Origin of the sequence: Dactylosporangium sp. NPDC049525 (assembly GCF_040676755.1) — a bacterium.
Taxonomy (GTDB): domain Bacteria; phylum Actinomycetota; class Actinomycetes; order Mycobacteriales; family Micromonosporaceae; genus Dactylosporangium.
This window is the reverse complement of sequence record NZ_JBFAPO010000001.1, coordinates 325,719-348,733: the sequence shown is the minus strand read 5'-3', so window position 1 is coordinate 348,733 and position 23,015 is coordinate 325,719. Positions and strand designations below refer to the sequence as shown.

23 protein-coding genes and 1 pseudogene are annotated in these 23,015 nt (G+C 69.6%); 21 read left to right on the top strand and 3 right to left on the bottom strand.

The window, feature by feature from the left end; translation table 11 throughout:
- Positions 1 to 205: 205 nt before the first annotated feature.
- Complete coding sequence (locus tag AB0K00_RS01500; protein WP_363513507.1) at positions 206 to 1,090, bottom strand: hypothetical protein; 885 nt, start codon at positions 1,088 to 1,090, stop codon at positions 206 to 208.
- A gap of 238 nt (positions 1,091 to 1,328) precedes the next feature.
- Here AB0K00_RS01500 and paaA point away from each other — a divergent pair, with 238 nt between their 5' ends.
- From paaA to AB0K00_RS01465, 7 genes are read left to right on the top strand one after another with little or no spacing between them, the layout of a single operon-like run.
- Positions 1,329 to 2,351: a 1,2-phenylacetyl-CoA epoxidase subunit PaaA gene (gene paaA, locus AB0K00_RS01495; RefSeq protein ID WP_363513504.1), complete on the top strand. Its 1,023-nt coding sequence runs from the start codon at positions 1,329 to 1,331 to the stop codon at positions 2,349 to 2,351.
- Positions 2,299 to 2,610, top strand: a complete 312-nt coding sequence (gene paaB / locus AB0K00_RS01490; RefSeq protein ID WP_363513501.1) for a 1,2-phenylacetyl-CoA epoxidase subunit PaaB — start codon at positions 2,299 to 2,301, stop codon at positions 2,608 to 2,610. Before paaA ends, paaB begins: the two co-directional genes overlap by 53 nt.
- Positions 2,607 to 3,350 (top strand): 1,2-phenylacetyl-CoA epoxidase subunit PaaC, encoded by a 744-nt coding sequence (gene paaC / locus AB0K00_RS01485; RefSeq protein WP_363513498.1) that lies wholly within the window; start codon positions 2,607 to 2,609, stop codon positions 3,348 to 3,350. The genes paaB and paaC overlap by 4 nt, the downstream gene beginning before the upstream one ends.
- A complete protein-coding gene (paaD, locus tag AB0K00_RS01480) occupies positions 3,344 to 3,802 on the top strand; it encodes a 1,2-phenylacetyl-CoA epoxidase subunit PaaD (RefSeq protein WP_363514981.1) in 459 nt (152 codons plus the stop codon). Before paaC ends, paaD begins: the two co-directional genes overlap by 7 nt.
- On the top strand, positions 3,799 to 4,890 hold the full coding sequence (gene paaE / locus AB0K00_RS01475; RefSeq protein ID WP_363513495.1) for a 1,2-phenylacetyl-CoA epoxidase subunit PaaE: 1,092 nt from the start codon (positions 3,799 to 3,801) through the stop codon (positions 4,888 to 4,890). Before paaD ends, paaE begins: the two co-directional genes overlap by 4 nt.
- A gap of 49 nt (positions 4,891 to 4,939) precedes the next feature.
- Complete coding sequence (gene sigK / locus AB0K00_RS01470) at positions 4,940 to 5,548, top strand: ECF RNA polymerase sigma factor SigK (RefSeq protein WP_363513492.1); 609 nt, start codon at positions 4,940 to 4,942, stop codon at positions 5,546 to 5,548.
- Entirely contained in the window at positions 5,548 to 6,246 is a 699-nt protein-coding gene (locus AB0K00_RS01465; RefSeq protein WP_363513489.1) for an anti-sigma factor, read from the top strand. Before sigK ends, AB0K00_RS01465 begins: the two co-directional genes overlap by 1 nt.
- On the opposite strand, the gene AB0K00_RS01460 is transcribed toward AB0K00_RS01465, so the two are convergent.
- Entirely contained in the window at positions 6,236 to 7,183 is a 948-nt protein-coding gene (locus tag AB0K00_RS01460) for an aldo/keto reductase (protein WP_363514978.1), read from the bottom strand. The two genes, AB0K00_RS01465 and AB0K00_RS01460, sit on opposite strands and share 11 nt — an antisense overlap.
- Positions 7,184 to 7,263: 80 nt before the next feature.
- Between AB0K00_RS01460 and mqnC the strand changes: the two genes are divergently transcribed.
- Both mqnC and AB0K00_RS01450 read left to right on the top strand, forming a co-directional pair.
- Complete coding sequence (gene mqnC, locus AB0K00_RS01455) at positions 7,264 to 8,502, top strand: cyclic dehypoxanthinyl futalosine synthase (protein WP_363513486.1); 1,239 nt, start codon at positions 7,264 to 7,266, stop codon at positions 8,500 to 8,502.
- A complete protein-coding gene (locus AB0K00_RS01450; RefSeq protein WP_363513483.1) occupies positions 8,499 to 9,191 on the top strand; it encodes a demethylmenaquinone methyltransferase in 693 nt (230 codons plus the stop codon). Before mqnC ends, AB0K00_RS01450 begins: the two co-directional genes overlap by 4 nt.
- 641 nt (positions 9,192 to 9,832) lie before the next feature.
- On the opposite strand, the gene AB0K00_RS01445 is transcribed toward AB0K00_RS01450, so the two are convergent.
- The gene (locus AB0K00_RS01445) at positions 9,833 to 10,654 is read right to left on the bottom strand and encodes a hypothetical protein (protein ID WP_363513480.1); all 822 of its coding nucleotides are present in this window, start codon (positions 10,652 to 10,654) and stop codon (positions 9,833 to 9,835) included.
- Between the two features lie 362 nt (positions 10,655 to 11,016).
- Between AB0K00_RS01445 and AB0K00_RS01440 the strand changes: the two genes are divergently transcribed.
- From AB0K00_RS01440 to nuoK, 12 genes and pseudogenes are all read left to right on the top strand, one after another.
- On the top strand, positions 11,017 to 12,291 hold the full coding sequence (locus tag AB0K00_RS01440) for a geranylgeranyl reductase family protein (RefSeq protein ID WP_363513477.1): 1,275 nt from the start codon (positions 11,017 to 11,019) through the stop codon (positions 12,289 to 12,291).
- 151 nt (positions 12,292 to 12,442) lie between these two features.
- Positions 12,443 to 12,808 (top strand): NADH-quinone oxidoreductase subunit A, encoded by a 366-nt coding sequence (locus AB0K00_RS01435; protein WP_327007031.1) that lies wholly within the window; start codon positions 12,443 to 12,445, stop codon positions 12,806 to 12,808.
- A gap of 3 nt (positions 12,809 to 12,811) precedes the next feature.
- Positions 12,812 to 13,483 carry an NADH-quinone oxidoreductase subunit B family protein gene (locus AB0K00_RS01430; protein WP_363513473.1) on the top strand — a complete coding sequence of 224 codons (672 nt, stop codon included), beginning with the start codon at positions 12,812 to 12,814 and terminating at the stop codon, positions 13,481 to 13,483.
- A 74-nt stretch (positions 13,484 to 13,557) separates the two neighbouring features.
- Complete coding sequence (locus tag AB0K00_RS01425) at positions 13,558 to 14,178, top strand: NADH-quinone oxidoreductase subunit C (RefSeq protein WP_363514975.1); 621 nt, start codon at positions 13,558 to 13,560, stop codon at positions 14,176 to 14,178.
- A complete protein-coding gene (locus AB0K00_RS01420; RefSeq protein ID WP_363513470.1) occupies positions 14,175 to 15,491 on the top strand; it encodes an NADH-quinone oxidoreductase subunit D in 1,317 nt (438 codons plus the stop codon). Before AB0K00_RS01425 ends, AB0K00_RS01420 begins: the two co-directional genes overlap by 4 nt.
- Positions 15,491 to 16,270 (top strand): annotated as a pseudogene (nuoE, locus tag AB0K00_RS01415) (NADH-quinone oxidoreductase subunit NuoE); the annotation flags it as partial. The gene AB0K00_RS01420 and the pseudogene nuoE, both read left to right, overlap by 1 nt.
- 5 nt (positions 16,271 to 16,275) lie before the next feature.
- Positions 16,276 to 17,598 carry an NADH-quinone oxidoreductase subunit NuoF gene (nuoF, locus tag AB0K00_RS01410; RefSeq protein WP_363513467.1) on the top strand — a complete coding sequence of 441 codons (1,323 nt, stop codon included), beginning with the start codon at positions 16,276 to 16,278 and terminating at the stop codon, positions 17,596 to 17,598.
- Complete coding sequence (locus AB0K00_RS01405) at positions 17,598 to 20,057, top strand: NADH-quinone oxidoreductase subunit G (RefSeq protein WP_363513464.1); 2,460 nt, start codon at positions 17,598 to 17,600, stop codon at positions 20,055 to 20,057. Before nuoF ends, AB0K00_RS01405 begins: the two co-directional genes overlap by 1 nt.
- Complete coding sequence (gene nuoH / locus AB0K00_RS01400) at positions 20,054 to 21,403, top strand: NADH-quinone oxidoreductase subunit NuoH (RefSeq protein WP_363513461.1); 1,350 nt, start codon at positions 20,054 to 20,056, stop codon at positions 21,401 to 21,403. Before AB0K00_RS01405 ends, nuoH begins: the two co-directional genes overlap by 4 nt.
- Positions 21,400 to 21,948, top strand: coding sequence for an NADH-quinone oxidoreductase subunit NuoI (gene nuoI / locus AB0K00_RS01395; protein ID WP_363513458.1), 549 nt, complete (start codon positions 21,400 to 21,402; stop codon positions 21,946 to 21,948). Before nuoH ends, nuoI begins: the two co-directional genes overlap by 4 nt.
- Positions 21,945 to 22,718, top strand: a complete 774-nt coding sequence (locus AB0K00_RS01390; RefSeq protein WP_363513455.1) for an NADH-quinone oxidoreductase subunit J — start codon at positions 21,945 to 21,947, stop codon at positions 22,716 to 22,718. The genes nuoI and AB0K00_RS01390 overlap by 4 nt, the downstream gene beginning before the upstream one ends.
- Positions 22,715 to 23,014 (top strand): NADH-quinone oxidoreductase subunit NuoK, encoded by a 300-nt coding sequence (gene nuoK, locus AB0K00_RS01385; RefSeq protein ID WP_033363255.1) that lies wholly within the window; start codon positions 22,715 to 22,717, stop codon positions 23,012 to 23,014. The genes AB0K00_RS01390 and nuoK overlap by 4 nt, the downstream gene beginning before the upstream one ends.
- Position 23,015: the final 1 nt, after the last annotated feature.

Below are 23,015 nucleotides of genomic sequence, written 5' to 3'. Positions count from 1 at the left end.
ACGCTGACTCCCCCGCCGCCCACCCCCCGCCCCACTCCCGCCCCCCCCGGTCGCGGCCGGAGGCCGCGGGCCTGTTCACGACCGCAGGTCGTGTCCGCGCAACCGCACGCGGAGGTGGCAGGGCCAGGGCCGGCGAAGCTGGGCCCCGGCCCGGTGGCTGACGGGAGCGGCGGGCCGCGCCCACGACGGACCGGAGCAGGAAAATCTATGCCTGCAGCTGGCGGGTCACGTTGGCGCAGATGTCGGCGCCGTAGTTCATGCCCTTCGATGACGGGTACACGGTCAGCACGCTGAGCACCCACTCGGTCCCGATCGCCATGCAGTTGACGTGCCACTTCCCGTCGCTGCGCACGATCCAGCCGTTCTTGACCGCCGTCGACGCCTTCTCCGCCGCCGGCAGCGCGGGCACCACGCCGAACTCCTGGCTGCTGCTCACGTTGCGCATCTCGTTGAGGACCCAGTCGGTCCACTTGGCGCCGGCGGCGCGGCCGTCGCCGATGCAGGCTCCCATGCGGGCGGCGTCGCGGGCGGAGACCATGGTGCTGGCCCAGTCGATGTACGCCTTGCTGTCGGTCAGGCCGCACATCTGCACCAGGCGCGTGATGCTCGCCGAGCGGCCGTTGAGCCCCCAGAAGTACGAGGCGGCGGTGTTGTCGCTGTTGCGGATCATCGACGTGAGCTGGCGGAGGTTCGAGGTGCTGGGGTTCGGGGTGCGGCGCAGGTAGTCCGAGGCCAGCCACGCCTTGATCATCGAGGCGGTGCGCTGGGTGGTGGCGGCGTTGTCGGAGCCGGCCATCGCGCCGGTGCGGCGGTCGAGCACGGTCCAGGACCAGAAGCCGGTGGCGTTGACGGAGACCGGGGCAGGGTGCAGCAGCGCCGGCGGCAGGTTCGGGGCGGTGGGCGCGGCGGGGTTGGCCTTCCGGGTCGGGTTGCCCGACGGCGACGCGGACGAGGTCTCGGCGACGGCGGCGGGCGCGGCGGCGCTGGAGCCGAGATCGTCCAGCATGTCGCTGCCCCACACAAACGGCACGCCGACCATCACTGCGACGGCGAGCAGTATGAACACGGTGAATCCGACGCGCTTGCGCATGGGTCGGTGGTCCCTCCCTGGCGGTCGCACCCATTGCATCGACCGCTGGTCATAAACAGGTATTGCCGGCGTTAACACGTCGTAAGAGATCAGGGGGTGACCTGACGTGATGAACCCGGACAGTCTCTCCCTCCAACGCCTCACCCGCAGCCCGGACGCGCTCAAAAGTCGCTGGTAGTTGGCTCGACGACTGTGACACCTTCTTGCTGAGTCGGTCAGTTGCTGTAACACTGAGGGGGTGTACGGCAACGATTTCGCCCCGCTCCTCGAGCAGGTGGACAGCGCCGAGCGGGACCTGCAGCAGGCCGCCGGCCGTGACGTGGCGGCCGGATCCGACCTTCAGGCCTACTTCGACACGATCGTCGCGGCGGATCAGAAGATCGAGCCACGTGACTGGATGCCGGAGGCGTACCGCAAGACGCTGATCCGGCAGATCGCGCAGCACGCGCACTCGGAGATCATCGGCATGCAGCCGGAGGGCAACTGGATCTCCCGCGCGCCGTCGCTGAAGCGCAAGGCGATCCTGCTGGCGAAAGTCCAGGACGAGGCCGGGCACGGGCTGTATCTCTATGCCGCGGCCGAGACGCTCGGCATCTCCCGCGACGAGCTGGTCGAGATGCTGATCGACGGCCGGCAGAAGTACAGCTCCATCTTCAACTACCCGACGCTGACCTGGGCCGACGTCGGCGCGATCGGGTGGCTGGTCGACGGCGCCGCGATCGTCAACCAGGTGCCGCTGTGCCGCTGCTCCTACGGGCCGTATGCGCGGGCGATGATCCGGGTGTGCAAGGAGGAGTCGTTCCACCAGCGGCAGGGGTTCGAGATCCTGCACACGCTGTCGCACGGGACGCCCGAGCAGAAGGCCATGGCGCAGGACGCGGTCGACCGGTGGTGGTATCCGTCGCTGGCGATGTTCGGGCCGCCCGACGGCGACTCGACGCACTCCGAGCGGTCGATGGCCTGGAAGATCAAGCGGTTCACCAACGACGAGCTGCGGCAGCGGTTCGTCGACATGTGCGTGCAGCAGGCCGGCATCCTCGACCTGCGGATCCCCGACCCTGACCTGCGCTGGGACGAGGCGCGTCAGCAGCACGACTACACCCAGCCCGACTATGCCGAGCTGATGCGGGTGATCAAGGGCGACGGGCCGTGCAACCAGGAGCGGATGGACCACCGCCGCCGCGCGCACGAGGACGGCGCCTGGGTCCGTGAAGCCGCCGCGACATACGCCTCGAAGAAGGTGCAGAAAAGTGCTGTTTGAGGTATTTGTCCGACCAAGGCGCGGCCTCTCGCACGCCCACGTGGGCAGCCTGCACGCGCCCGACGCGGAGATGGCGCTGCGCAACGCCCGTGACGTCTATACCCGCCGCCAGGAGGGCGTGTCGATCTGGGTCGTCCCGGCCACGGAGATCACGGCGAGCAGCCCGGACGAGAAGGACGCGTTCTTCGCGCCCGCCGCCGACAAGGTGTACCGGCACCCGACGTTCTACGACGTGCCCGAAGGTGCGGCACACATATGAGCCACGCAGGGTATGTGCTCGGCCTCGCCGACGACGCGCTGATCACCGCGCAGCGGCTCGGCGAGTGGTGCTCGCGTGCGCCGGAGATGGAAGAGGACATCGCCCTGGCCAACATCGCCCTCGACCAGCTCGGCGTGGCCAGGATGCTGCTGACCTACGCCGGCGAGCTCGAAGGCAAGGGCCGCACCGAGGACGACCTGGCGTATCTGCGCTCGGAGCAGGACTTCCGCAACGTCCGGATGGTCGAGCTGGACAACGGCGACTTCGCGGTCACCATGGCCAAGCTGCTGTTCCTGTCGGTGTACCAGCGGCTGCTCTACGACTGGTCGATCGGCGTCGGCGACGAGCGGCTCGCCGCGGTGGCCGCGAAGGCGCGCAAGGAGTCGGCGTATCACGTCGATCACAGCTCCCGGTGGGTCGTGCGGCTCGGCGACGGCACCGAGGAGTCGCACCGCCGCATGCAGGCCGCGGTCGACCTGGTGTGGCCGTATACGCACCAGCTGTTCGCGCTGGACCCGGACGTCCGCGCGCTGGACGTCGCCGGCGTCGTGGTCGACCCGTCGACGCTGCGCCCGGCGTGGCTGGAGGCGATCGATGCGGTCCTCACCGAGGCGACGCTGACGAAGCCTCCGGTCACTGAAGAGGCTCAAGGCGGCCGCGGCGTGCACACCGAGGCGCTGGCGAAGCTGCTCGCCGACATGCAGGTGCTGCACCGCGCACATCCGGGGGCCCGCTGGTGACGCTGTTCGACGTGGTCGCCGCCGTCAAGGACCCGGAGCTGCGGGTCCTCAACGTCGCCGAGCTCGGCATCCTGCGCGACGTCACGGTCGACGGCGACGCCGTCACGGTGACGATCACCCCGACGTATTCGGGCTGCCCCGCGATGGACCTGATCCGCGCCGACATCGAGTCCGCGCTGCACGACGCGGGCGTGTCCGAAATATCCGTCAAGACCGTCCTCGACCCGCCGTGGACCACCGACATGATCACTCCCGAAGGCCGGTCGAAGCTGGCCGCGGCCGGGATCGCACCTCCTTCTTCAACCAAGGTGACCGTCCAGCTGTCCCTGCGCTGTCCCCGCTGCGGGTCGCCGGCGACCGAGCAGCTGTCCCGGTTCGGCTCGACCGCGTGCAAGTCGCTGTGGCGCTGCACGTCCTGCCTCGAGCCCTTCGACGCGGTGAAGGCGATATGACGACCCCGCTCAAGCTGCGCCGCCCCACGTTTCAGCGCCTGCCGGTCGTGGACGTCGAGCCGCTGACCGACGACTCGGTCGTGGTGACCTTCGACGTGCCGGCCGGGCAGCGGGCGGCGTTCGCGTTCCAGGCCGGGCAGCACCTCACCGTCCGGCGCTGGGACGGCGACACGGAGATCCGCCGCTCGTATTCAATCTGCTCGACCCCGTCGCGGCTGGCCGCCGAGGGCGTCCTGCGGGTCGGGATCAGGGCGGTGCCCGGCGGGGCGTTCTCGTCCTACGCGGTCGCCGACCTCTGCCCGGGCGACGAGATCGACGTCATGCCCCCGCTGGGCCACTTCACCAGCGCGTTCGACCCGTCGCGGACCCGGCACTACGCCGCGCTGGTGGCCGGCTCCGGGATCACGCCGGTCCTGTCGCTCGTCGCGACGGCCCTCGAGGTGGAGCCGTCGAGCCGATTCACCGTCGTCTACGGCAACCGGGCCGCCGGCACCGTCATGTTCGGTGAGGAGCTCGCCGACCTCAAGGACCTTTACCGGGAGCGGCTGCACATCGTGCACGTGCTGTCCCGGGAGGCGCAGGAGTCGGCGCTGCTGTCCGGCCGCCTCGACGAGCAGCGGGTCGGCGCGATCCTCGACACGCTGCTGCCGGCGGGCACCGTCGACGAGTGGTTCCTGTGCGGCCCGCACGGCATGGTCCTGGACGCTCGGGTCGCGTTGAGCCTCCGGGGCGTCACGGACGACGTTGTGCACACGGAGTTGTTCCATGTCGCCGAGGTACCGGTGGCGCGCGCGCCTTCTTCGGACATTGCAGGTGTGACGGTCGATATCGTCCTCGACGGCCGCACGTCCCGCGTGGCGATGGCTCCCGACGAGCGGATCCTCGACGCGGCGCTGCGGCAGCGACCCGAGCTGCCGTATGCGTGCAAGGGCGGCGTCTGCTCCACCTGCCGCGCGAAGGTCGTCTTCGGTGAAGTCTCGATGGCCCGCAACTTTGCCCTGGAGCCCGACGAGGTCGCCGCCGGTTACGTCCTTACCTGCCAGGCCCTGCCGATCACGGACAAGGTCGTGGTGGACTACGACGCATGAGGCGTGGGTCTGGTCCAATCCGGCGCGGCAGCTGCTCCGAATGAACGATATGAGACCCGAACACGAGGAGCTGCCCACCCAGCGGCTCGTCGCCGTGCCCGCCCCGCAGCGGCGCGTCGACGCCGGTGAACTGCTGAGCCGGGTTGCCCGTGGTGACGAGCGGGCCTTCGCCGAGCTCTACGACCTGCTGTCGCCGCGCGTGTACGGGCTGATCCGCCGCGTCCTGCGCGACCCCGCCCAGTCGGAGGAGGTGGCGCAGGAGGTCATGGTCGAGGTGTGGCGCAACGCCGGCCGCTTCGACGGCACCCGCGGCACCGCGACGGCGTGGGTCTTCACGATCGCGCACCGCCGGGCCGTCGACCGTGTCCGGGCCGAGCAGGCCAGCAACGACCGGGCCCAGCGGGTGGCCGCGAGCAGCGTCGACACGCCGTACGACGACGTGGTCGAGACCGCCACCGCCCGCATCGAGCAGCAGCAGGTCCGCCGCTGTCTCGACGGTCTCACCGACCTGCAACGCGAGGCGATCACCCTCGCCTACTACAACGGCAACAGCTACCGCGAAGTCGCCGACCTGCTCGGCGCCGCCCTGCCGACCATCAAGACACGCATGCGTGACGGGCTGATCCGGATGCGGGACTGCTTGGGGGTGGCGTTCTGATGACCGAGACGGTGGACATCCACGCGTTGGCGGGCGCCTACGCGCTCGACGCGGTCGACGATCTGGAACGGGCCGCGTTCGACCGGCACCTGCGCGAGTGCGGGGCGTGCACGGTCGAGGTCGCCGAGCTGCGCGAGACCGCGTCCTGGCTGACCCACGCGGTCGCTTCGCCGCCGCCGCCTCGGCTGCGTGAGGCGGTGCTGGCGGAGATCGGCCGGACCGCCCAGGAACGGCCTCGCCGCAGTTCTGCCGGTGCCGGGCGATCCCAGCGTTCCCGGCTGCTGCGATGGACCGTCGGCGCCGTGGCCGCGGCCGTGCTGGCGGCCGGGGTGGGCGTCGGGACGTGGACGATCGCGCAGGACGGGATCCAGCAGGAGAACGCCCGGATCGACGCGGTGCTCGCCGCGCCGGACGCCCGCCTGGTCTCCTCCGAGATGGCGGGCGGCCGGGTAACGCTGATCGTGTCGCCGTCACGGAATGCCGCGGTGGCGGTCCTGGACGGCCTGGCCGATCCGGGGGCTGACAAGGACTACCAGTTGTGGATGATCGGTGCTGGCCCGGTGTCGGTTGGTGTTGTCCCGGGCGGGTCCGGGCGGCAGTACATCGACCGCGTTGCACCTGCCTTCGCCATTACGAAGGAGCCTGCCGGCGGCTCGAATACCCCATCCTCGGACGTCGTGGGTCGGATCAACCTGTAAGCGCGGCCTCGATCGCGGCCTGGTCCTCTTCGGTGGGGATCCAGGATCCGGCGGTGACGTTGGCCCTGACCTGCTCGGCACTGGTGGCACCGGCGATCACGCTGGTGACCGCCGGCCGGGCGGCCAGGCCCCCGATCGCCACCGCGAGCAGGTCGACGCCGCGCTCCTTGCCGACGTTCTCGAGCCGCTCGATCGTGTCCCAGGGCGCCGTGGCGAGGACCTTCTCGAAGACGTCACGGGCCAGGCGGGTGCCCTGAGGTGCGGCCTCGCCGCGCCGGTACTTGCCGGTCAGCAGCCCGTGCGCGAGCGGGAAGAACGGCAGCAGCCCCACCCCGTAGTGCTCCAGCGCCGGCACCAGGTCCTTCTCCACGGACCGCTCCAGCAGCGAGTAGTAGTTCTGTGCGCTGACGAACGGCGTCAGGCGCCGGTCCCGCGCGGTCCACGCCGCGTCCGCGGTCTGCCAGCCGGTGAAGTTCGAGTGCCCGATGTATCGGACTTTGCCGGCCTGCACCAGCGCGTCGAGCGCGTCGAGCGTCTCCTCGATCGGCGTCTGCGGGTCCGGGGTGTGCAGCTGGTACAGGTCGATGTAGTCGGTCCCGAGCCGCCGCAACGACGCCTCGACGGCCTTGGCGATGTACCGGCGGCCGCCCCGCGCGCCCCAGTCGGGACCGTTGGCGCCGCGCGGGTCCGCGCCGAACTTGGTCGCGATGACGACCTCGTCGCGCCGCTTGCCCAGGGCCGCGCCGAGCGCCTCCTCCGAGGCACCGGGGGTCAGGCCGTAGACGTCGGCGGTGTCGAACAGGGTCACGCCGAGGTCGATCGCGGCGTGCACGACCTCCGCCGCGCGGTCCGCGTCGATACGGCCGCCGAAGTTGTTGCAGCCGATGCCAACGACGGAGACGGAGAGGCCGGAGGAGCCGAGGCGTCGATAGCGCATGTCAGTCACTTGGTGATCCTAGGCACGACAGATCGCGGGGCCCTGCCGCGCGTCGAGTGATCCCACGTAGTCTCGGAGGCGTGACGGAGACTCCGGTGATCAGCGACATCCTGCAGCGCGCGGCCGACGGCGGGCGGATCAGCCCGGAAGAGGCGCTGCTGCTCTACACCGACGCCCCGTTCCACCCGCTGGGCGAGGCGGCCGACACCGTGCGCCGCCGGCGCTACCCGGACAACATCGTCACGTACATCATCGACCGCAACATCAACTACACGAACGTCTGCGTGACGGCGTGCAAGTTCTGCGCCTTCTACCGGGCGCCGAAGCACGCCGAGGGCTGGACCCACAACACCGAGGAGATCCTGCACCGCTGCCAGGAGGCCGTCGACCTCGGCGCGACCCAGGTGATGCTGCAGGGCGGCCATCACCCGGAGTATGGCGTCGAGTATTACGAGGAGCTGTTCTCCGCGGTCAAGCAGGCCTTCCCCGCGCTGGTCATCCACTCGATCGGCCCGTCCGAGGTCCTGCACATGGCCAAGGTCTCCGGCGTCTCCATCGAGGAGTCCATCGTCCGGATCAAGGCCGCCGGTCTCGCCTCCATCGCCGGCGCCGGCGCCGAGATGCTGCCCGAGCGCCCTCGCAAGGCGATCGCCCCGCTCAAGGAGTCAGGCGAGCGCTGGCTGGAGGTCATGACCCAGGCCCACCGCCTCGGCGTCTCCTCGACCGCCACGATGATGATGGGCACCGGCGAGACCAACGCCGAGCGGATCGAGCACCTGCGCATGATCCGCGACGTGCAGGACAAGGCCGTCGCCAACGGCTACTCGGTCGACGCCGACCTGGCCGGCACCGTCGGCGGCTTCCGGTCGTTCATCCCGTGGACCTACCAGCCGGAGAACAACCACCTGAAGGGCCGCACCCAGGCGACCAGCCTGGAATACCTGCGCCTGGTCGCCGTCGCCCGGCTGTTCTTCGACAACATCGCCCACCTGCAGTCCTCGTGGCTCACCACGGGCAAGGACGTCGGCCAGGTGTCGCTGCACCTCGGCGTCGACGACCTCGGCTCGATCATGCTGGAGGAGAACGTCATCTCCTCCGCCGGCGCCCGCCACCGCTCCCGCCTCACCGAGCTGGTCCAGATGATCCGCGACTCGGACCGCACCCCGGCGCAGCGCGACACCCAGTACCGGCACCTGCGGGTCCACTGGACCCCCGCCGACGACCCGACGGACGACCGCGTGCAGTCGCACTTCTCCTCGATCGCCATCCCCGGAGGCGGCACCGGCCGCTCCATCCCGCTCACCCCGGTGTCGTCATGAGCCGCGCCTCCCTGGACAAGCAGCCGCACGAGGTCGCCGCGATGTTCGACGGCGTCGCGCGCCGGTATGACCTCACCAATACGGTTATTTCGGGCGGCCAGGACCGCATCTGGCGCCGCGAGACCAGGCTCGCCCTCGGCCTCAAGCCCGGCGAGCGCGTCCTCGACCTCGGCGCCGGCACGGGCGTCTCCACCGAGGAACTCGCCAAGTCCGGGGCCCAGGCCGTCGGCGTCGACATCTCGATCGGCATGCTCCAGGCCGGCCACGCGAAGCGCCCCGCGGTCCCCCTGATCGCCGGCGACGCCCTCGCCCTGCCCTTCGCCGACCAGACCTTCGACGCGATCACCATCTCCTTCGCCCTGCGCAACATCGTCGACACCGACGCTGCCCTGCTGGAGATGGCCCGCGTCACAAAGCCCGGCGGCCGCCTCGTCATCTGTGAGTTCAGCCACCCGACCTGGCGCCCGTTCCGCGGCGCTTACCTCGGCTACCTGGTCAAGGCCATCCCTCAGGTCGCAAAGCGCGTCTCCAGCAACCCGGACGCCTATGTGTACCTCGCCGAGTCCATCCGTGCGTGGCCCGACCAGGAGGGCCTGGCCGCCCGCGTCACCGCCAACGGCTGGCGCAAGGTCGCCTGGCGCAACCTGACGGGCGGCGTCGTCGCCCTGCACCGCGGCTTCCGCGTCTGACCTGCGCTTTTTCCCGCGGACTCCTGGGGATGCTCACCCCAGACCCCCAATGCTCGCTGCGCTCGCACTGCCTGCGCGTGCGGCGGTCTCGGGCGCGTGCGCGTCGGTCTCGGCGCGTGTGCGCGGCGGTCTCGGGCGTGCGGCGGGCTCGGGCGCGTGCGTGCGGCGGGCGCGTGCGTGCGGCGGGCGCGTGTGCGCGGCAGTCTCGGCGCGTGTGCGGCGGGCTCGGGCGCGTGCGCGGTCTCGGGGGCGCTCGCCTGTCGCCTCCGCCACTGCACACCTCTCGCCGATCCGGTCAGGCGCCGGCCAATGCCCACATATGCCCGATCTGCGCCATAGGCATTGTGCGATAGCCCTCAATCCGGAGACCGCACACCGCCTATACGCACCACTGCGCAGGAGGCGGGCTCGCCGCCGTGACCGGTGACCTATGAGTCGCCGATTCGCGACAGGCTCCAGCGCCATCGGATCCACTCGGGATCACGACGGGAGCCCGGCCGGCGGGCGGCGGGCCGGCCGGAGCCGGGCCCAGGCGGGCGGCGGACGGGCCACCGGGCGTGGTTTCCAGCGGTGCGGGCCTGAACGCCCCCGGCCCCGCCTGGCCGTGCCGCGTCCAGTCCAGCGTGGTCGCATCATCCTGGTCACCACCGGACCGGGGTCAGGCGGTCCAGGTGCTGCCGCAGCTCCGCCACCAGTTCCGACGGGCGGGTCGTCAGGTCGTTCCAGGAATAGTTGACGACCGTCCAGCCGGCCGCGGCGAGCCGGGTGTGCCGCTCCTGCGGCGGCGCGGCCACCTCCAGCTCGTCGATGCCGAGCTCGATGACCAGCTTCGCCTCGGGGAACACCAGATCGCCCAGGCCGATGAGGCCCCACCGGTCGCTGATCGGCTCGTGCGGGGTCCAGCCCCAGATCCCGGCCCGCTGCAGCAGTTTGCCGGCCAGCTTCTGCGCCGAGGTGCGGTTGCCGAGCGCGACGACCCGGATCAGGCGGACCAGCCGCGGGGTGCCGTGCCGGCCGGTCGCGTCACGGATGCGGGTCGCCAGGTCGGGCATGGTCGTCCAGCACTCCTGCAGGGCGGTGGTGAGCAGCGCCGAGGCCGCCCCGTCGGGCAGGAGGCGGGCGCAGTCGAAGACCGTGCGCTCGGTGCTGGTGACGCGGACGCCGTCGATGCCGCAGACGTCCGTCGCCGGCACCTCCTGCAGCAGCACGTGCACGTGCCTGAGCCGGGGGCGGCGCGCCTGGAACGCCACGAACGTCTCGGCGCTCGGCACGTCCCAGCCATGCCAGCGGGCGGCGGACGGACCGGCGAGCACGGCGCCGGGAAGAGCGAGCTGAGCGGCGACGTCGCGCAGGCGTGGGGTGACCGGCAGGCCGCGGTCGGCGAAGACGTCCCGGAGGATCGCCGTCCAGTCGCCCGCCTGCAGTTTGGTCCTGATCCGCGGGTTCGTAAATCCGCAGCTCAAAGCCTGTGTACGAGTAAAGAGTCCGCGTTGTTCAGCGGCGTATGCGTCGAGCCGGTCACGGTCCGGCTGCCCGGGGTTCATGATGTCCGAGGATCGTCATGCACTCACCGCCTGTCGACGGACAAGAATTTTCTGTGGATAACTCAGCCTCATGATCGCTATCCGCCAACTGGCGAACCGGACCGTCCGCTGCCCTGTCGTCCCATTTGCGGATCTAGGTGACCGCTCGGGTGAAAACTTAGGGTCGCCTAACCGACAGCGGGCCTCTTCACGGTTCTAGACTCCCACCAGAAGGACTTTGTGAAGACTTTCACGAGCCGGAAACGACCGGTCAGCATGACGAAGGGCAGGAGGTGACGGCCGTGACCGACACTCAAAAAGACGCGGATGTCATCGTCGTCGGCGCGGGGCCCGGCGGGTCGTCCGCCGCGTTCCACCTTGCCCGGCACGGGCTGCGGGTGCTGTTGCTGGAGAAGACCGAGTTCCCCCGGGAGAAGGTCTGCGGCGACGGTCTGACCCCCCGTGCGGTCAAGCAGCTGATCAAGATGGGCATCGACACCACCGAGGACAAGGGCTGGCTGCACAACCGTGGCCTGCGCGTCATCGGCGGCGGCATCCGGCTCGAGCTCGACTGGCCCGACCTTGCGAGCTACCCGGACTATGGCCTGACCCGCACCCGCATGGACTTCGACGACATGCTGGCGACCGCGGCGACCGATGCCGGCGCGATCCTGCGCACGGGCACGCCGGTCAGCGGGCCGATCCTCGACCGCACGGGCCGGGTGGTCGGCGTGACCGCGACCGGGCCCGACAAGGAGCCGCTGGAGTTCCGGGCGCCGCTGGTCATCGCGGCCGACGGGGTCTCCGGCCGGTTCGCGCTCGCGCTGGGCATCGCCAAGCGCGAGGACCGGCCGATGGGCGTCGCGGTCCGGCAATACTTCCGCAGCGAGTTCCGCCACGACGACGACTACCTGGAGTCGTGGCTGGAGCTGCGCAGCCGGGAGTCCGGCGACAAGCTGCTGCCCGGCTATGGCTGGATCTTCGGGCTCGGCGACGGCCGGGTCAACGTCGGCCTCGGCGTGCTCAACAGCAGCGTGGCCTATGGCAAGACCAACTACAAGACGCTGCTCGCCGACTGGCTGGACAACACGCCGGCCGAGTGGGGCCTGTCGGATCCGGCCAACGCCGACGGCAAGCCGCAGGGTGCCGCGCTGCCGATGGGCTTCAACCGGGTGCCGCACTACACGCGGGGCGTGCTGCTGGTGGGCGACACCGGCGGCATGGTCAACCCGTTCAACGGTGAGGGCATCGCGTATGCCATGGAGTCCGGCGAGCTGGCGGCGGAGATCGCCATCCAGGCCCTGGCCCGCCCGCAGGGCACCTCGCGTGAGCGGGTGCTCGCCAATTACCCCGCTGAGCTCAAGGCGCGCTACGGCGGTTACTACCGGCTCGGCAACATCTTCGTGAAGCTCATCGGCCAACCGCAGGTGATGCGGATGGCCACCAAGCACGGCATGCCACATCCCATGCTCATGCGGTTCGTGCTGAAGCTCCTCGCCAACCTCACGGACCCGCGAGGCGGCGACGCCATGGACCGCGTGATCAACGCGATGACCCGCATGGCGCCCGCAGCCTGAGCGCCAGACAAAAGCACAGCCCAAAGCCGCATTTGGGGTGCCCCGGACGAAGCAGTCCGGACATCACCGAATAGTGTTAAACCGCATACAGCTTGAGTGGTCCCCTGGGGCGGCAGCCCCGCCGGGCTCGCCGAAAGGACGGAGCAGCACAGTGTCGCTCGCGCCGTACGTACCTATCCTCGGACTCTTCGCCCTGGCCGCAGCCTTCGCGCTGTTCTCGGTGGCGGCGGCCCCGTTCGTCGGGCCGCGCCGCTTCAACAAGGCGAAGCTCGACGCCTACGAGTGCGGCATCGAGCCCACTCCGCAGCCCGTCGGCGGTGGTCGCTTCCCGGTCAAGTTCTATCTGACCGCGATGCTCTTCATCGTCTTCGACATCGAGATCATCTTCCTGTACCCGTGGGCTGTGAACTTCGGCATGCTCGGGGTGTTCGGGTTCGTGGAGATGGTCCTGTTCATCGTCACGGTGTTCGTCGCGTTCGCCTACGTGTGGCGTCGCGGCGGGCTGGATTGGGACTGAGCCATGGGCATCGAGGAAAAGGTACCGACCGGCATTCTGCTGACCAGCGTCGAGAAGCTGGTCAACTGGTCGCGCAAGGCGAGCTTCTGGCCTGCCACGTTCGGTCTGGCCTGCTGTGCCATCGAGATGATGGCGACCGGCGCCGCCCGCTACGACCTGGCGCGCTTCGGCATGGAGGTCTTCCGGGCCAGCCCCCGCCAGGCCGACCTGATGATCGTGGCCGGCCGGGTCAGCCAGAAGATGGCCCCGGTCCTGCGCCAGATCTACGACCAGATGCCCGAGCCCCGCTGGGTGCTCTCGATGGGTGTCTGCGCCTCCAGCGGCGGCATGTTCAACAACTACGCGATCGTGCAGGGCGTCGATCACATCGTGCCCGTCGACATGTACCTGCCGGGCTGCCCGCCGCGGCCCGAGATGCTGATCGACGCGATCCTGCGGCTGCACGACAAGGTGATGGCCGAGCCGCTCGGTGACCGTCGCCGCCGCATGATCGAGGCGCGGGTCGAGCGCGACGGTCCGCCGATCGTGGCACCTGGCGCGATGCCGTCGAGCTACCGGTTCGACAAGGCCAAGAACGCCGAGTGGACCAAGGCCGTCGCTCAGGGCCGCGAGGAGCAGCTGCGCATCCAGAAGTGGATGGAAGAGCGGGCGAACCTGTCCGGAGGAGCGAAGTGACTGACGTAGAACCGGTCGGCGCCGAGCTCGGCGCACCGGCGCAGCTTCCGCCGTCCAGTGGCGCCGGGCGGGGCATGTTCGGCGTGCAGGGCACGGGCGACACCTCCGGCTTCGGCGGTCTTCGCCGGCGCCGGGAGGTCGAGCTGGACTCGCCGCGCCCGTTCGGCGGGTATTTCGACGAGGTCGTCGACGGCCTCGAGGAGGCGTACCCAGGCTTCAACGACGCGATCGAGCGGGTTGTGGTCGACCGTGGCGAGCTGACCCTGCACGTGGTGCCCGAGCGCATCGCCGAGGTCGCGCAGATCATGCGGGACGACCCGGCACTGCGCTTCGAGCTGCTCTCGTCGGTGTCCGGTGTGGACTACCTGGGCTCCGACGGCAGGCGGCTGCACGCCGTCTACCACCTGACCTCGATGACGTTCCGCCGCCGCATCCGGCTGGAGGCGGCGATCACCGCCGAGGACCCGCACCTGCCGAGCGTCACGCAGATCTACCCGACCGCCGACTGGCAGGAGCGGGAGACGTACGACATGTTCGGCATCGTCTTCGACGGCCACCCCAACTTGACCCGCATCCTCATGCCCGACGACTGGGAGGGCTTCCCGCAGCGGAAGGACTACCCGCTCGGCGGCGTGCCGGTCGAGTACAAGGGCGCCGAGATCCCACCGCCGGACCAGCGGAGGAGTTACCAGTGAGCACCGATTACGCCAGCGCTCGGGAGACCACGGAAGGCAAGGTCTTCACCGTCACCGGCGGCGACTGGGACACGGTCGTCAACGAGGCGGGCACCGAAGAGCGCATCGTCGTCAACATGGGCCCGCAGCACCCGTCGACCCACGGCGTGCTCCGCCTGGTCCTGGAGCTCGAGGGCGAGACGGTCATCGAGGCCCGCACCGTCGTCGGCTACCTGCACACCGGCATCGAGAAGAACCTCGAGTTCCGCAACTGGACCCAGGGCACCACGTTCGTCACGCGCATGGACTACCTGGCGCCGATCTTCAACGAGACCGGCTACTGCCTGGCGGTGGAGAAGCTCCTCGGCATCGAGGACCAGATCACCGACCGTGCCAAGACCATTCGCATCCTGATGATGGAGCTCAACCGGGTCGCGTCCCACCTCGTGTGGCTCGCGACGACCGGCATGGAGCTCGGCGCGCTGTCGATGATGATCTACGGGTTCCGCGAGCGGGAGTACATCCTCGACATCTTCGAGATGATCTCCGGCCTGCGGATGAACATGGCCTACGTGCGCCCGGGCGGCGTCGCGCAGGACGTGCCCGACGAGGCGCTCGTCAAGATCCGGGAGTTCCTGGGTTGGATGCCTGAGCGCATCGACATGTACGAGGACCTGCTCTCCGGGAACACCATCTGGCAGGAGCGCACCAAGGGCGTCGCCGTCCTGGACGTGACCGGCTGCCTGGCGCTGGGCATCACCGGTCCGGTGCTGCGCTCCGCCGGCCTCGGGTGGGACATCCGCAAGCAGCAGCCGTATGCCGGCTACGAGACCTACGACTTCGAGGTGCCGACCGAGACGACCGCCGACGCGTGGGGTCGCTACCAGGTCCGGCTCAACGAGATGCGCCAGTCGGTGCGGATCGTCCAGCAGGCCATGGACCGCCTCGAGCCCGGACCGATCATGGTCGCCGACAAGAAGATCGCGTGGCCGGCGCAGCTGGCCATCGGTGGCGACGGTCTCGGCAACTCCCTCGACCACGTCGCGAAGATCATGGGCCAGTCGATGGAGGCTCTGATCCACCACTTCAAGTTGGTCACCGAGGGCTTCCGGGTTCCGCCCGGCCAGGTGTACGTCCCGCTCGAGGCTCCCCGCGGCGAGCTCGGCGTGCACGCGGTCTCCGACGGCGGCACCCGGCCCTATCGGGTGCACTACCGGGAGCCCAGCTTCGTCAACCTGCAGGCGATTCCGGCGATGGCAGAGGGCGGGCTGCTCGCCGACGTCATCGTGGGCGGCGCCTCGCTCGACCCCGTCATGGGTGGGTGTGATCGTTAATGGCGTTCAGTGAGGCCACGCACGACCGTGCGAGGCAGATCATCGCGCGGTATCCCGAGGGCCGGTCGCGCTCGGCACTGCTGCCGCTGCTGCACCTGGTGCAGTCGGAGCAGGGGTACGTCTCGCCGGAGGGCATCGCTTTCTGCGCCGAGATCCTGAACATCACCAAGGCGCAGGTCGGCGCGGTGGCGACGTTCTACACCATGTACAAGCGCAAGCCGACCGGCGACTGGCTCGTCAGCGTCTGCACCAACACCATGTGCGGCGTGCTCGGCGGCGACAAGGCGTATGAGGCGCTGCACGAGTACCTCGGCGTCGGGCACGACGAGACGACCGCCGACGGCAAGATCACGCTCGAGCACGCCGAGTGTCTCGCCGCCTGCGACTACGCGCCGGTGATGACGGTCAACTACGAGTTCTTCGACCAGATCACCGAGGACAGCGCGCTCAACCTGGTCAAGCAGCTGCAGAACGGCGAGCGCCCGCAGCCGACCCGCGGCACGCGGCTGTGCACGCTCAAGGAGATGGCGGTCCAGCTGGCCGGCTTCGCCGACGACCGGGGCGACGACGTCATCGCTGACGGCCCCGCGGGCGAGCCGACCCTCGCCGGCAACCGGCTCGCGGAGCGGTTCGGCATCGCGGTCCCCGGTTTTGACCCCGAAACGCCGATCACCAAAAAGGCCGACGAAGCGCCGAAGCCGACCGAGACCATGCCCAAGGCCGCCTCGGACGGAAAGCCGGCCGGTGACGGCCCGCAGCCTCAGAAGAAGGAGGAGGCGAAGCCGTGACCCTCGACTACCAGCCTTCCCAGGAATCGCTGTCGAAGCTGACGCCGGTGCTCACCAAGCGCTGGCTGTCACCCGACGCGTGGAAGATCGACGTCTACGAGCGGCTCGACGGCTACACCGCGCTGCGCAAGGCGTTCAAGGCGCACCCTGACGAGCTGATCCAGCTGGTCAAGGACTCGGGCCTGCGCGGCCGCGGCGGCGCCGGCTTCCCCACCGGCATGAAGTGGGGCTTCATCCCGCAGAACGACGGCAAGCCGCACTACCTCGTGGTCAACGCCGACGAGGGCGAGCCGGGCACCTGCAAGGACCTGCCGCTCATGATGGCCGACCCGCACTCGCTGGTGGAGGGCGTCATCATCGCCTCCTACGCGATCCGGGCCAACTTCGCCGCGATCTACATCCGCGGTGAGGCCGTCCACTCCGCCCGGCGCCTGCGGGCCGCGGTCGAGCAGGCGTACGCCAAGGGGTACCTCGGCAAGAACATCCTCGGCACCGGCTTCGACCTCGACCTGGTCGTCCACAGCGGAGCCGGCGCCTACATCTGCGGCGAGGAGACGGCGCTGCTGGACTCGCTGGAGGGCTACCGCGGCCAGCCCCGGCTGCGCCCGCCGTTCCCGGCCACGCACGGGCTCTACGCGTCGCCCACGGTCGTCAACAACGTCGAGACGATCGCCAGCGTCCCGTACATCGTGCTCGGTGGCTCGGCCTGGTTCCGCAGCATGGGCACCGAGAAGTCGCCCGGGCCGAAGATCTACTCGATCTCGGGGCGGGTCAACAACCCCGGCCAGTTCGAGTGCGGTCTCGGCGTCACGCTGCGGCAGCTCATCGACCTGGCCGGCGGCATGCAGGCCGGCCACGAGCTGAAGTTCTGGACGCCGGGTGGCTCCTCGACGCCGATGCTCACCGACGAGCACCTCGACGTGCCGATGGACTTCGAAGGCATGGCGGGCGTCGGCACGATGCTCGGCACGACCGCCGTCCAGGTGTTTTCCAACCAGGACGACATCGTCTACGCCACGTACCGGTGGATCGCCTTCTACCACCACGAGTCCTGCGGCAAGTGCACCCCGTGCCGCGAGGGCAACTACTGGATGGTGCGGATCCTGCACCGCATCCTCGCCGGCCAGGGCACCGTCCTGGACCTGGACACCCTGCTGGACGCCTGCGACAACCTCCTCGGGCGCTCGTTCTGCGCGCTCGGTGACGGTGCGACCAGCCCGGTGACGTCCTCGATCAAGTACTTCAAGCAGGACTACCTGGACTACATCGAGGGTCGCAAGACCCCGCTGTTCAAGGGCGAACTGGTAGGAGCCCACTGATGACGGACGTCGTTCCGAAGGTCGACACGGTCAAGCTGACCATCGACGGCATCGAGGTCGAGGCACCCAAGGGCGCCCTCGTCATCCGGGCCGCCGAGCAGATCGGCATCTCCATCCCGCGCTTCTGCGACCACCCGCTGCTGGCCCCGGCCGGCGCGTGCCGTCAGTGCCTGGTCGACGTGGAGGGCCAGCGCAAGCCGGTGGCCTCCTGCACGCAGCCGGTCGCCGAGGGCATGGTGGTCCGCACCCAGATGACCTCTGACGTGGCCAAGAAGGCCCAAGAGGGCATCATGGAGTTCCTCCTGATCAACCACCCGCTCGACTGCCCGGTCTGCGACAAGGGCGGCGAGTGTCCCCTGCAGAACCAGGCGATGAGCAACGGCCAGTCCGAGAGCCGGTTCGTCGAGCAAAAGCGGGAGTTCCCGAAGCCGCTGCCGATCAGCACCCAGGTGCTGCTCGACCGCGAGCGGTGCGTGCTGTGTCAGCGCTGCACCCGGTTCTCCGACGAGATCGCCGGCGACAAGTTCATCGACCTCATGGAGCGCTCGTCCAACGAGCAGATCGGCGTCTTCCGGGGCAACCCGGAGTCGCCCGAGGACGACGCGCCGTTCAACTCGTACTTCTCCGGCAACACGATCCAGATCTGCCCGGTCGGCGCGCTGACCAGCTCGCAGTACCGCTTCCGGGCCCGGCCGTTCGACCTGGTCTCCACGCCGAACGCGTGCGAGCACTGCGCCGCCGGCTGTGACCAGCGGGCCGACCACCGCCGCGGCAAGGTCATGCGCCGCCTGGCGGGCGACGACCCGGCGGTCAACGAGGAGTGGAACTGCGACAAGGGCCGCTTCGCGTTCCAGTACACCAACGCCACCGACCGGCTGACCACGCCGCTGGTGCGCGACGCCAAGACCGGTGAGCTGCGCGAGGCCAGCTGGCCCGAGGCCCTCACGGTCGCGGCCGCCGGGCTCGCCGCCGCGAAGGACAATGGCGGTGTCGGCGTCCTGACCGGTGGCCGGCTGACGGTCGAGGACGCGTTCGCGTACTCGAAGTTCGCCCGGGTCGCGCTCGGCACCAACGACATCGACTTCCGGGCCCGCCCGCTGTCGGCTGAGGAGACCGAGTTCCTCGGCTCGTCCGTCGCGGGCCGGGTCGACGTCACGTACGCCGACATCGAGCGGGCCGGCGCGGTCGTCTTCGTCGGGCTCGAGCCCGAGGAGGAGTGCCCGATCATCTTCCTGCGGGCCCGCAAGACCTACCTGAAGCGGGGACTGGCCAGCTACGCGGTCGCCCCGTTCGTCACCCGCGGGTTCGAGAAGCTCGGCGCGACCGTCATCCTCACCGCGCCCGGCGCCGAGGCGGAGGTGCTCGGCGCGTCCGAGCAGCTGCGCGAGGCGCTGTCGGCCGACGGCGCGATCCTGTTCGTCGGCGAGCGGCTGGCGAGCGTCGAGGGCGGCCTGTCCGCCGCGGCGCAGATCGCCGAGGAGACCGGCGCCAAGCTCGCCTGGGTGCCGCGTCGCGCAGGTGACCGCGGCGCGATCGAGGCCGGCGCGCTGCCGACCCTGCTGCCCGGTGGCCGCCCGGTCTACGACCCGGCCGCGCGCAGCGAGGTAGCCGCCGCGTGGCAGCTCGACGCGGGCGTCCTGCCCAGCGCCTCGGGCCGCGACACCGACGCGATCATCGCCGCCGCCAAGGCCGGTCAGCTCGGCGCGCTGCTCGTCGGCGGCGTCGACCCGGCCGACCTGTCCGACCCGATCGCCGCCGAGGAGGCCCTTGCGGCGGTCGGCTTCGTGGTCAGCCTGGAGCTGCGGCTCAGCGCCGTCGCGAAGCGTGCCGACGTGGTCCTGCCGATCGCCCCGGCGGTCGAGAAGACCGGCTCGTATGTCAACTGGGAGGGCCGGGTCCGGCCGTTCGGCACGGTGCTCAAGACCGCCGCGATGAGCGACGCCCGCGTCCTGGACGCGCTCGGTCGCGAGCTCGGCCTCGAGCTGGGGGTCGGCGACGTCGCCTCGGCGCGGGCGCAGCTCGCCGCGCTCGCGGAGCTGCCGCTGCCCGGCACCGCCGAGACCGGCACCGCCCTGCGCTCCAGCGTGCGGGTCGCGGTGCCGACGGTGGCCGCCGGCGCGGTCGCCGAGCCCACCAGCGGCCAGGCGGTCCTCGCGTCCTGGCACCACCTGCTCGACAACGGATCGCTGCAGGACGGCGACGGCCACCTGGCCGGCACCGCCCGCACGCCGGTCGTGCGGATCTCCAAGAGCACCGCAGCCGACCTCGGGGTCGCCGACGGTGACGCGGTGACGGTCGGCACCGGGCGGGGCGCGATCACCCTGCCGGCGCTGGTCACCGACATGGTCGATCGGGTCGTCTGGGTCCCGACGAACTCACCCGGCTCGACCCTGCGCCGCACGCTCGGTGTCGCCGAAGGTGCGCTGGTCGAGATCAGCACTGGGGGTACCAAATCATGATCCTCGCCGAGAATCTTGAGCAGTTCGGCAAAGACCCCTGGTGGCTGGTGCTCGCCAAGGTCGTCGTGATCTTCGCGTTCCTGGTCGTCATGACGCTCTTCGCCATCTGGTACGAGCGCAAGGTCGTCGCCCGGATGCAGGTCCGGCCCGGCCCGAACCGCAACGGCCCGTTCGGCCTGCTGCAGTCCCTCGCCGACGGCCTGAAGCTGGCGTTCAAGGAAGACATCATGCCGCGGCTCGCGGACAAGGTCGTCTTCTTCTTCGCGCCGGTGATCTCGACGATCTGCGCGTTCACCGCGTTCTCGGTGATCCCGTTCGGGCCGACCGTGTCGATCTTCGGTACGCACAGCCCGCTGCAGCTCACCGACATCCCGGTGGCGGTGCTGCTGGTGCTGGCCTGCTCGTCGATGGGCATCTACGGCGTCGTGCTCGGCGGCTGGGCCTCCGGCTCGACCTACCCGCTGCTCGGCGGCCTGCGCTCCAGCGCCCAGATGATCTCCTACGAGGTCGCGATGGGCCTGTCGATCGTCTCGGTCTTCCTGGTGTCGGGCACGATGTCGACCTCGCAGATCGTGGAGCAGCAGGCCGGCAACGGCACCGTCAACATCGGCGGCTGGCACGCGGACCTGCCCGCCTGGTACGCGATCCTGCTCATCCCGAGCTTCCTGATCTACTTCACCGCCGCGGTCGGCGAGACCAACCGGGCCCCGTTCGACCTTCCCGAGGCCGAGTCGGAGCTGGTCGGTGGCTTCCACACCGAGTACTCCTCGCTGAAGTTCGCGCTGTTCTTCCTCGCCGAGTACGTCAACATGGTCACCGTCTCCGGCCTGTGCACGACGCTGTTCCTCGGCGGCTGGCGGGCGCCGTGGCCGATCTCGCTGTGGGACGGCGCCAACCAGGGCTGGTGGCCGGTCCTGTGGTTCACCATCAAGGTCCTGCTGCTGCTGTTCGTCTTCGTGTGGCTGCGCGGCACGCTGCCCCGCCTGCGGTACGACCAGTTCATGCGGTTCGGCTGGAAGGTCCTGATCCCGGCCAACCTGATCTGGATCCTGACGCTCGCCGGCATCCTGCTGACGATCGACAGCGACAGCCTCAGCGGCCCGGGCAAGTTCGGCGTGTCCGCTGCGATCGTCGTCGCCGCGCTGGCGCTCGGCTTCGTCGCGGTGGCCCTGTCGCGCCGCAATGTCACGGCCGTCGAGATGCCGAAGGCACATCCGGGCGGTCGGGTCGGTGGCGGCAAGGGCTTCCCGTTGCCGCCGATGAACCTCGAGGTGCCGCCGAGCCCGCGGGCCAAACTCGTGATCGCCGAGCGGGAGCCCGTCTCGACCGGCAAGGAGAACGCATGAGCATCGGCGGAACTCTCAAGGGTTTCGGGGTCACCTTCTCGCACATGTTCAAGAAGGTGGTCACCGAGGAGTACCCGGAGCAGCGCAAGCCTCCGGCCCCGCGGTACCACGGACGGCACATCCTGAACCGGTGGCCGGACGGTCTGGAGAAGTGCATCGGCTGCGAGCTGTGCGCGTGGGCCTGCCCCGCGGACGCGATCTTCGTCGAGGGCGCCGACAACACCGAGGACGAGCGCTTCTCGCCCGGTGAGCGGTATGCCCAGACGTACCAGATCAACTACGCCCGCTGCATCTTCTGCGGCCTGTGCATCGAGGCCTGCCCGACGCGCTCGCTGACCATGAGCAACGAGTACGAGCTGGCCCGCGACAACCGGCGCGACCTGATCTTCACCAAGGAGATGCTGCTCGCGCCGCTGCTGCCGGGCATGGAGCGCCCGCCGCACGACATGCGTCTCGGCGACACCGAGAAGGACTACTACGTCGGCGCGCTCGAGAACCCCGGCACGTCCGCGGGTGCCGAGCACTACAAGGGGGGTCAGTCGTGAACCTCTCCCTGGAACTGCTGGCCGCCGCTGGCGACGTGAAAGGAGGCGAGGCCGTCACCTTCTGGATCCTCGCCCCGATCGCGGTCATCGGCGCCATCGGCATGGTCTGGGCGCGTAACGCGGTGCACTCCGCGCTGTTCCTGGTGATCACGATGCTGTGCCTGGGCGTGTTCTACGTTCTGCAGGCCGGCCCGTTCATCGGCATGGTGCAGATCATCGTCTACACCGGCGCCATCATGATGCTGTTCCTGTTCGTGCTGATGCTGGTCGGCCGGGACTCCTCGGACTCGCTGATCGAGACGCTGCGCGGCCAGCGGATGGTGGCGATCCTGCTCGGCGTCGGGCTGTCGCTGCTGCTGGGCATCGCCCTGTACCGCGCGCTCGGCGACAGCGGCCCGAAGGGCCTGACCGAGGCGAACGCCGCCGGCAACGTGACCGGCCTTGCCAAGCTGATCTTCACCAAGTACGTGTACGTGTTCGAGGTGACCTCGGCGCTGCTGATCACGGCGGCGGTGGGCGCGATGATCCTGGCGCACATCGAGAAGCGCAAGGAAGACAAGATCAGCCAGCCGGAGCGGATGCTCGCCCGGTTCCAGCCGGGGAACTACCCCGCGCCGAAGCCCGGCCCGGGCGTGTTCTCCACCTCCGACTCGGTGGCGACGCCCGCGCGGCTGCCCGACGGCACGCCGTCGGACCGCAGCATCTCCAAGATCCTCCCGACCCGGGAGTTGACGTCGGCAGACGTCGCACCGAAGGGGACCGAGAAGTGACACCGACGTACTACATCGTCCTGGCGTCGATCCTGTTCACGATCGGTGCGGTGGGTGTACTCATCCGGCGCAACGCGATCGTGCTGTTCATGTGCATCGAGCTCATGCTCAATGCGGCCAACCTCGCGCTGGTCACGTTCAGCCGGATCAACGGCACGCTCGACGGGCAGATCATGGCGTTCTTCGTCATGGTCGTCGCGGCGGCCGAGGTCGTCGTCGGCTTGGCGATCATCATGTCGATCTTCCGGACTCGACGCTCCGCAAGCGTCGACGACGCGAACCTGCTGAAGTACTAGG

What these genes read in the sequence shown, in the direction of transcription:
- AB0K00_RS01500 (WP_363513507.1), bottom strand. Translation starts at nt 1,090, where the DNA reads ATGCGCAAGCGCGTCGGATTCACCGTGTTCATACTGCTCGCCGTCGCA.
- paaC (WP_363513498.1), top strand. Translation starts at nt 2,607, where the DNA reads ATGAGCCACGCAGGGTATGTGCTCGGCCTCGCCGACGACGCGCTGATC.
- paaE (WP_363513495.1), top strand. Translation starts at nt 3,799, where the DNA reads ATGACGACCCCGCTCAAGCTGCGCCGCCCCACGTTTCAGCGCCTGCCG.
- sigK (WP_363513492.1), top strand. Translation starts at nt 4,940, where the DNA reads ATGAGACCCGAACACGAGGAGCTGCCCACCCAGCGGCTCGTCGCCGTG.
- AB0K00_RS01465 (WP_363513489.1), top strand. Translation starts at nt 5,548, where the DNA reads ATGACCGAGACGGTGGACATCCACGCGTTGGCGGGCGCCTACGCGCTC.
- AB0K00_RS01460 (WP_363514978.1), bottom strand. Translation starts at nt 7,183, where the DNA reads ATGCGCTATCGACGCCTCGGCTCCTCCGGCCTCTCCGTCTCCGTCGTT.
- AB0K00_RS01450 (WP_363513483.1), top strand. Translation starts at nt 8,499, where the DNA reads ATGAGCCGCGCCTCCCTGGACAAGCAGCCGCACGAGGTCGCCGCGATG.
- AB0K00_RS01430 (WP_363513473.1), top strand. Translation starts at nt 12,812, where the DNA reads ATGGGCATCGAGGAAAAGGTACCGACCGGCATTCTGCTGACCAGCGTC.
- AB0K00_RS01425 (WP_363514975.1), top strand. Translation starts at nt 13,558, where the DNA reads ATGTTCGGCGTGCAGGGCACGGGCGACACCTCCGGCTTCGGCGGTCTT.
- AB0K00_RS01405 (WP_363513464.1), top strand. Translation starts at nt 17,598, where the DNA reads ATGACGGACGTCGTTCCGAAGGTCGACACGGTCAAGCTGACCATCGAC.
- nuoH (WP_363513461.1), top strand. Translation starts at nt 20,054, where the DNA reads ATGATCCTCGCCGAGAATCTTGAGCAGTTCGGCAAAGACCCCTGGTGG.
- nuoI (WP_363513458.1), top strand. Translation starts at nt 21,400, where the DNA reads ATGAGCATCGGCGGAACTCTCAAGGGTTTCGGGGTCACCTTCTCGCAC.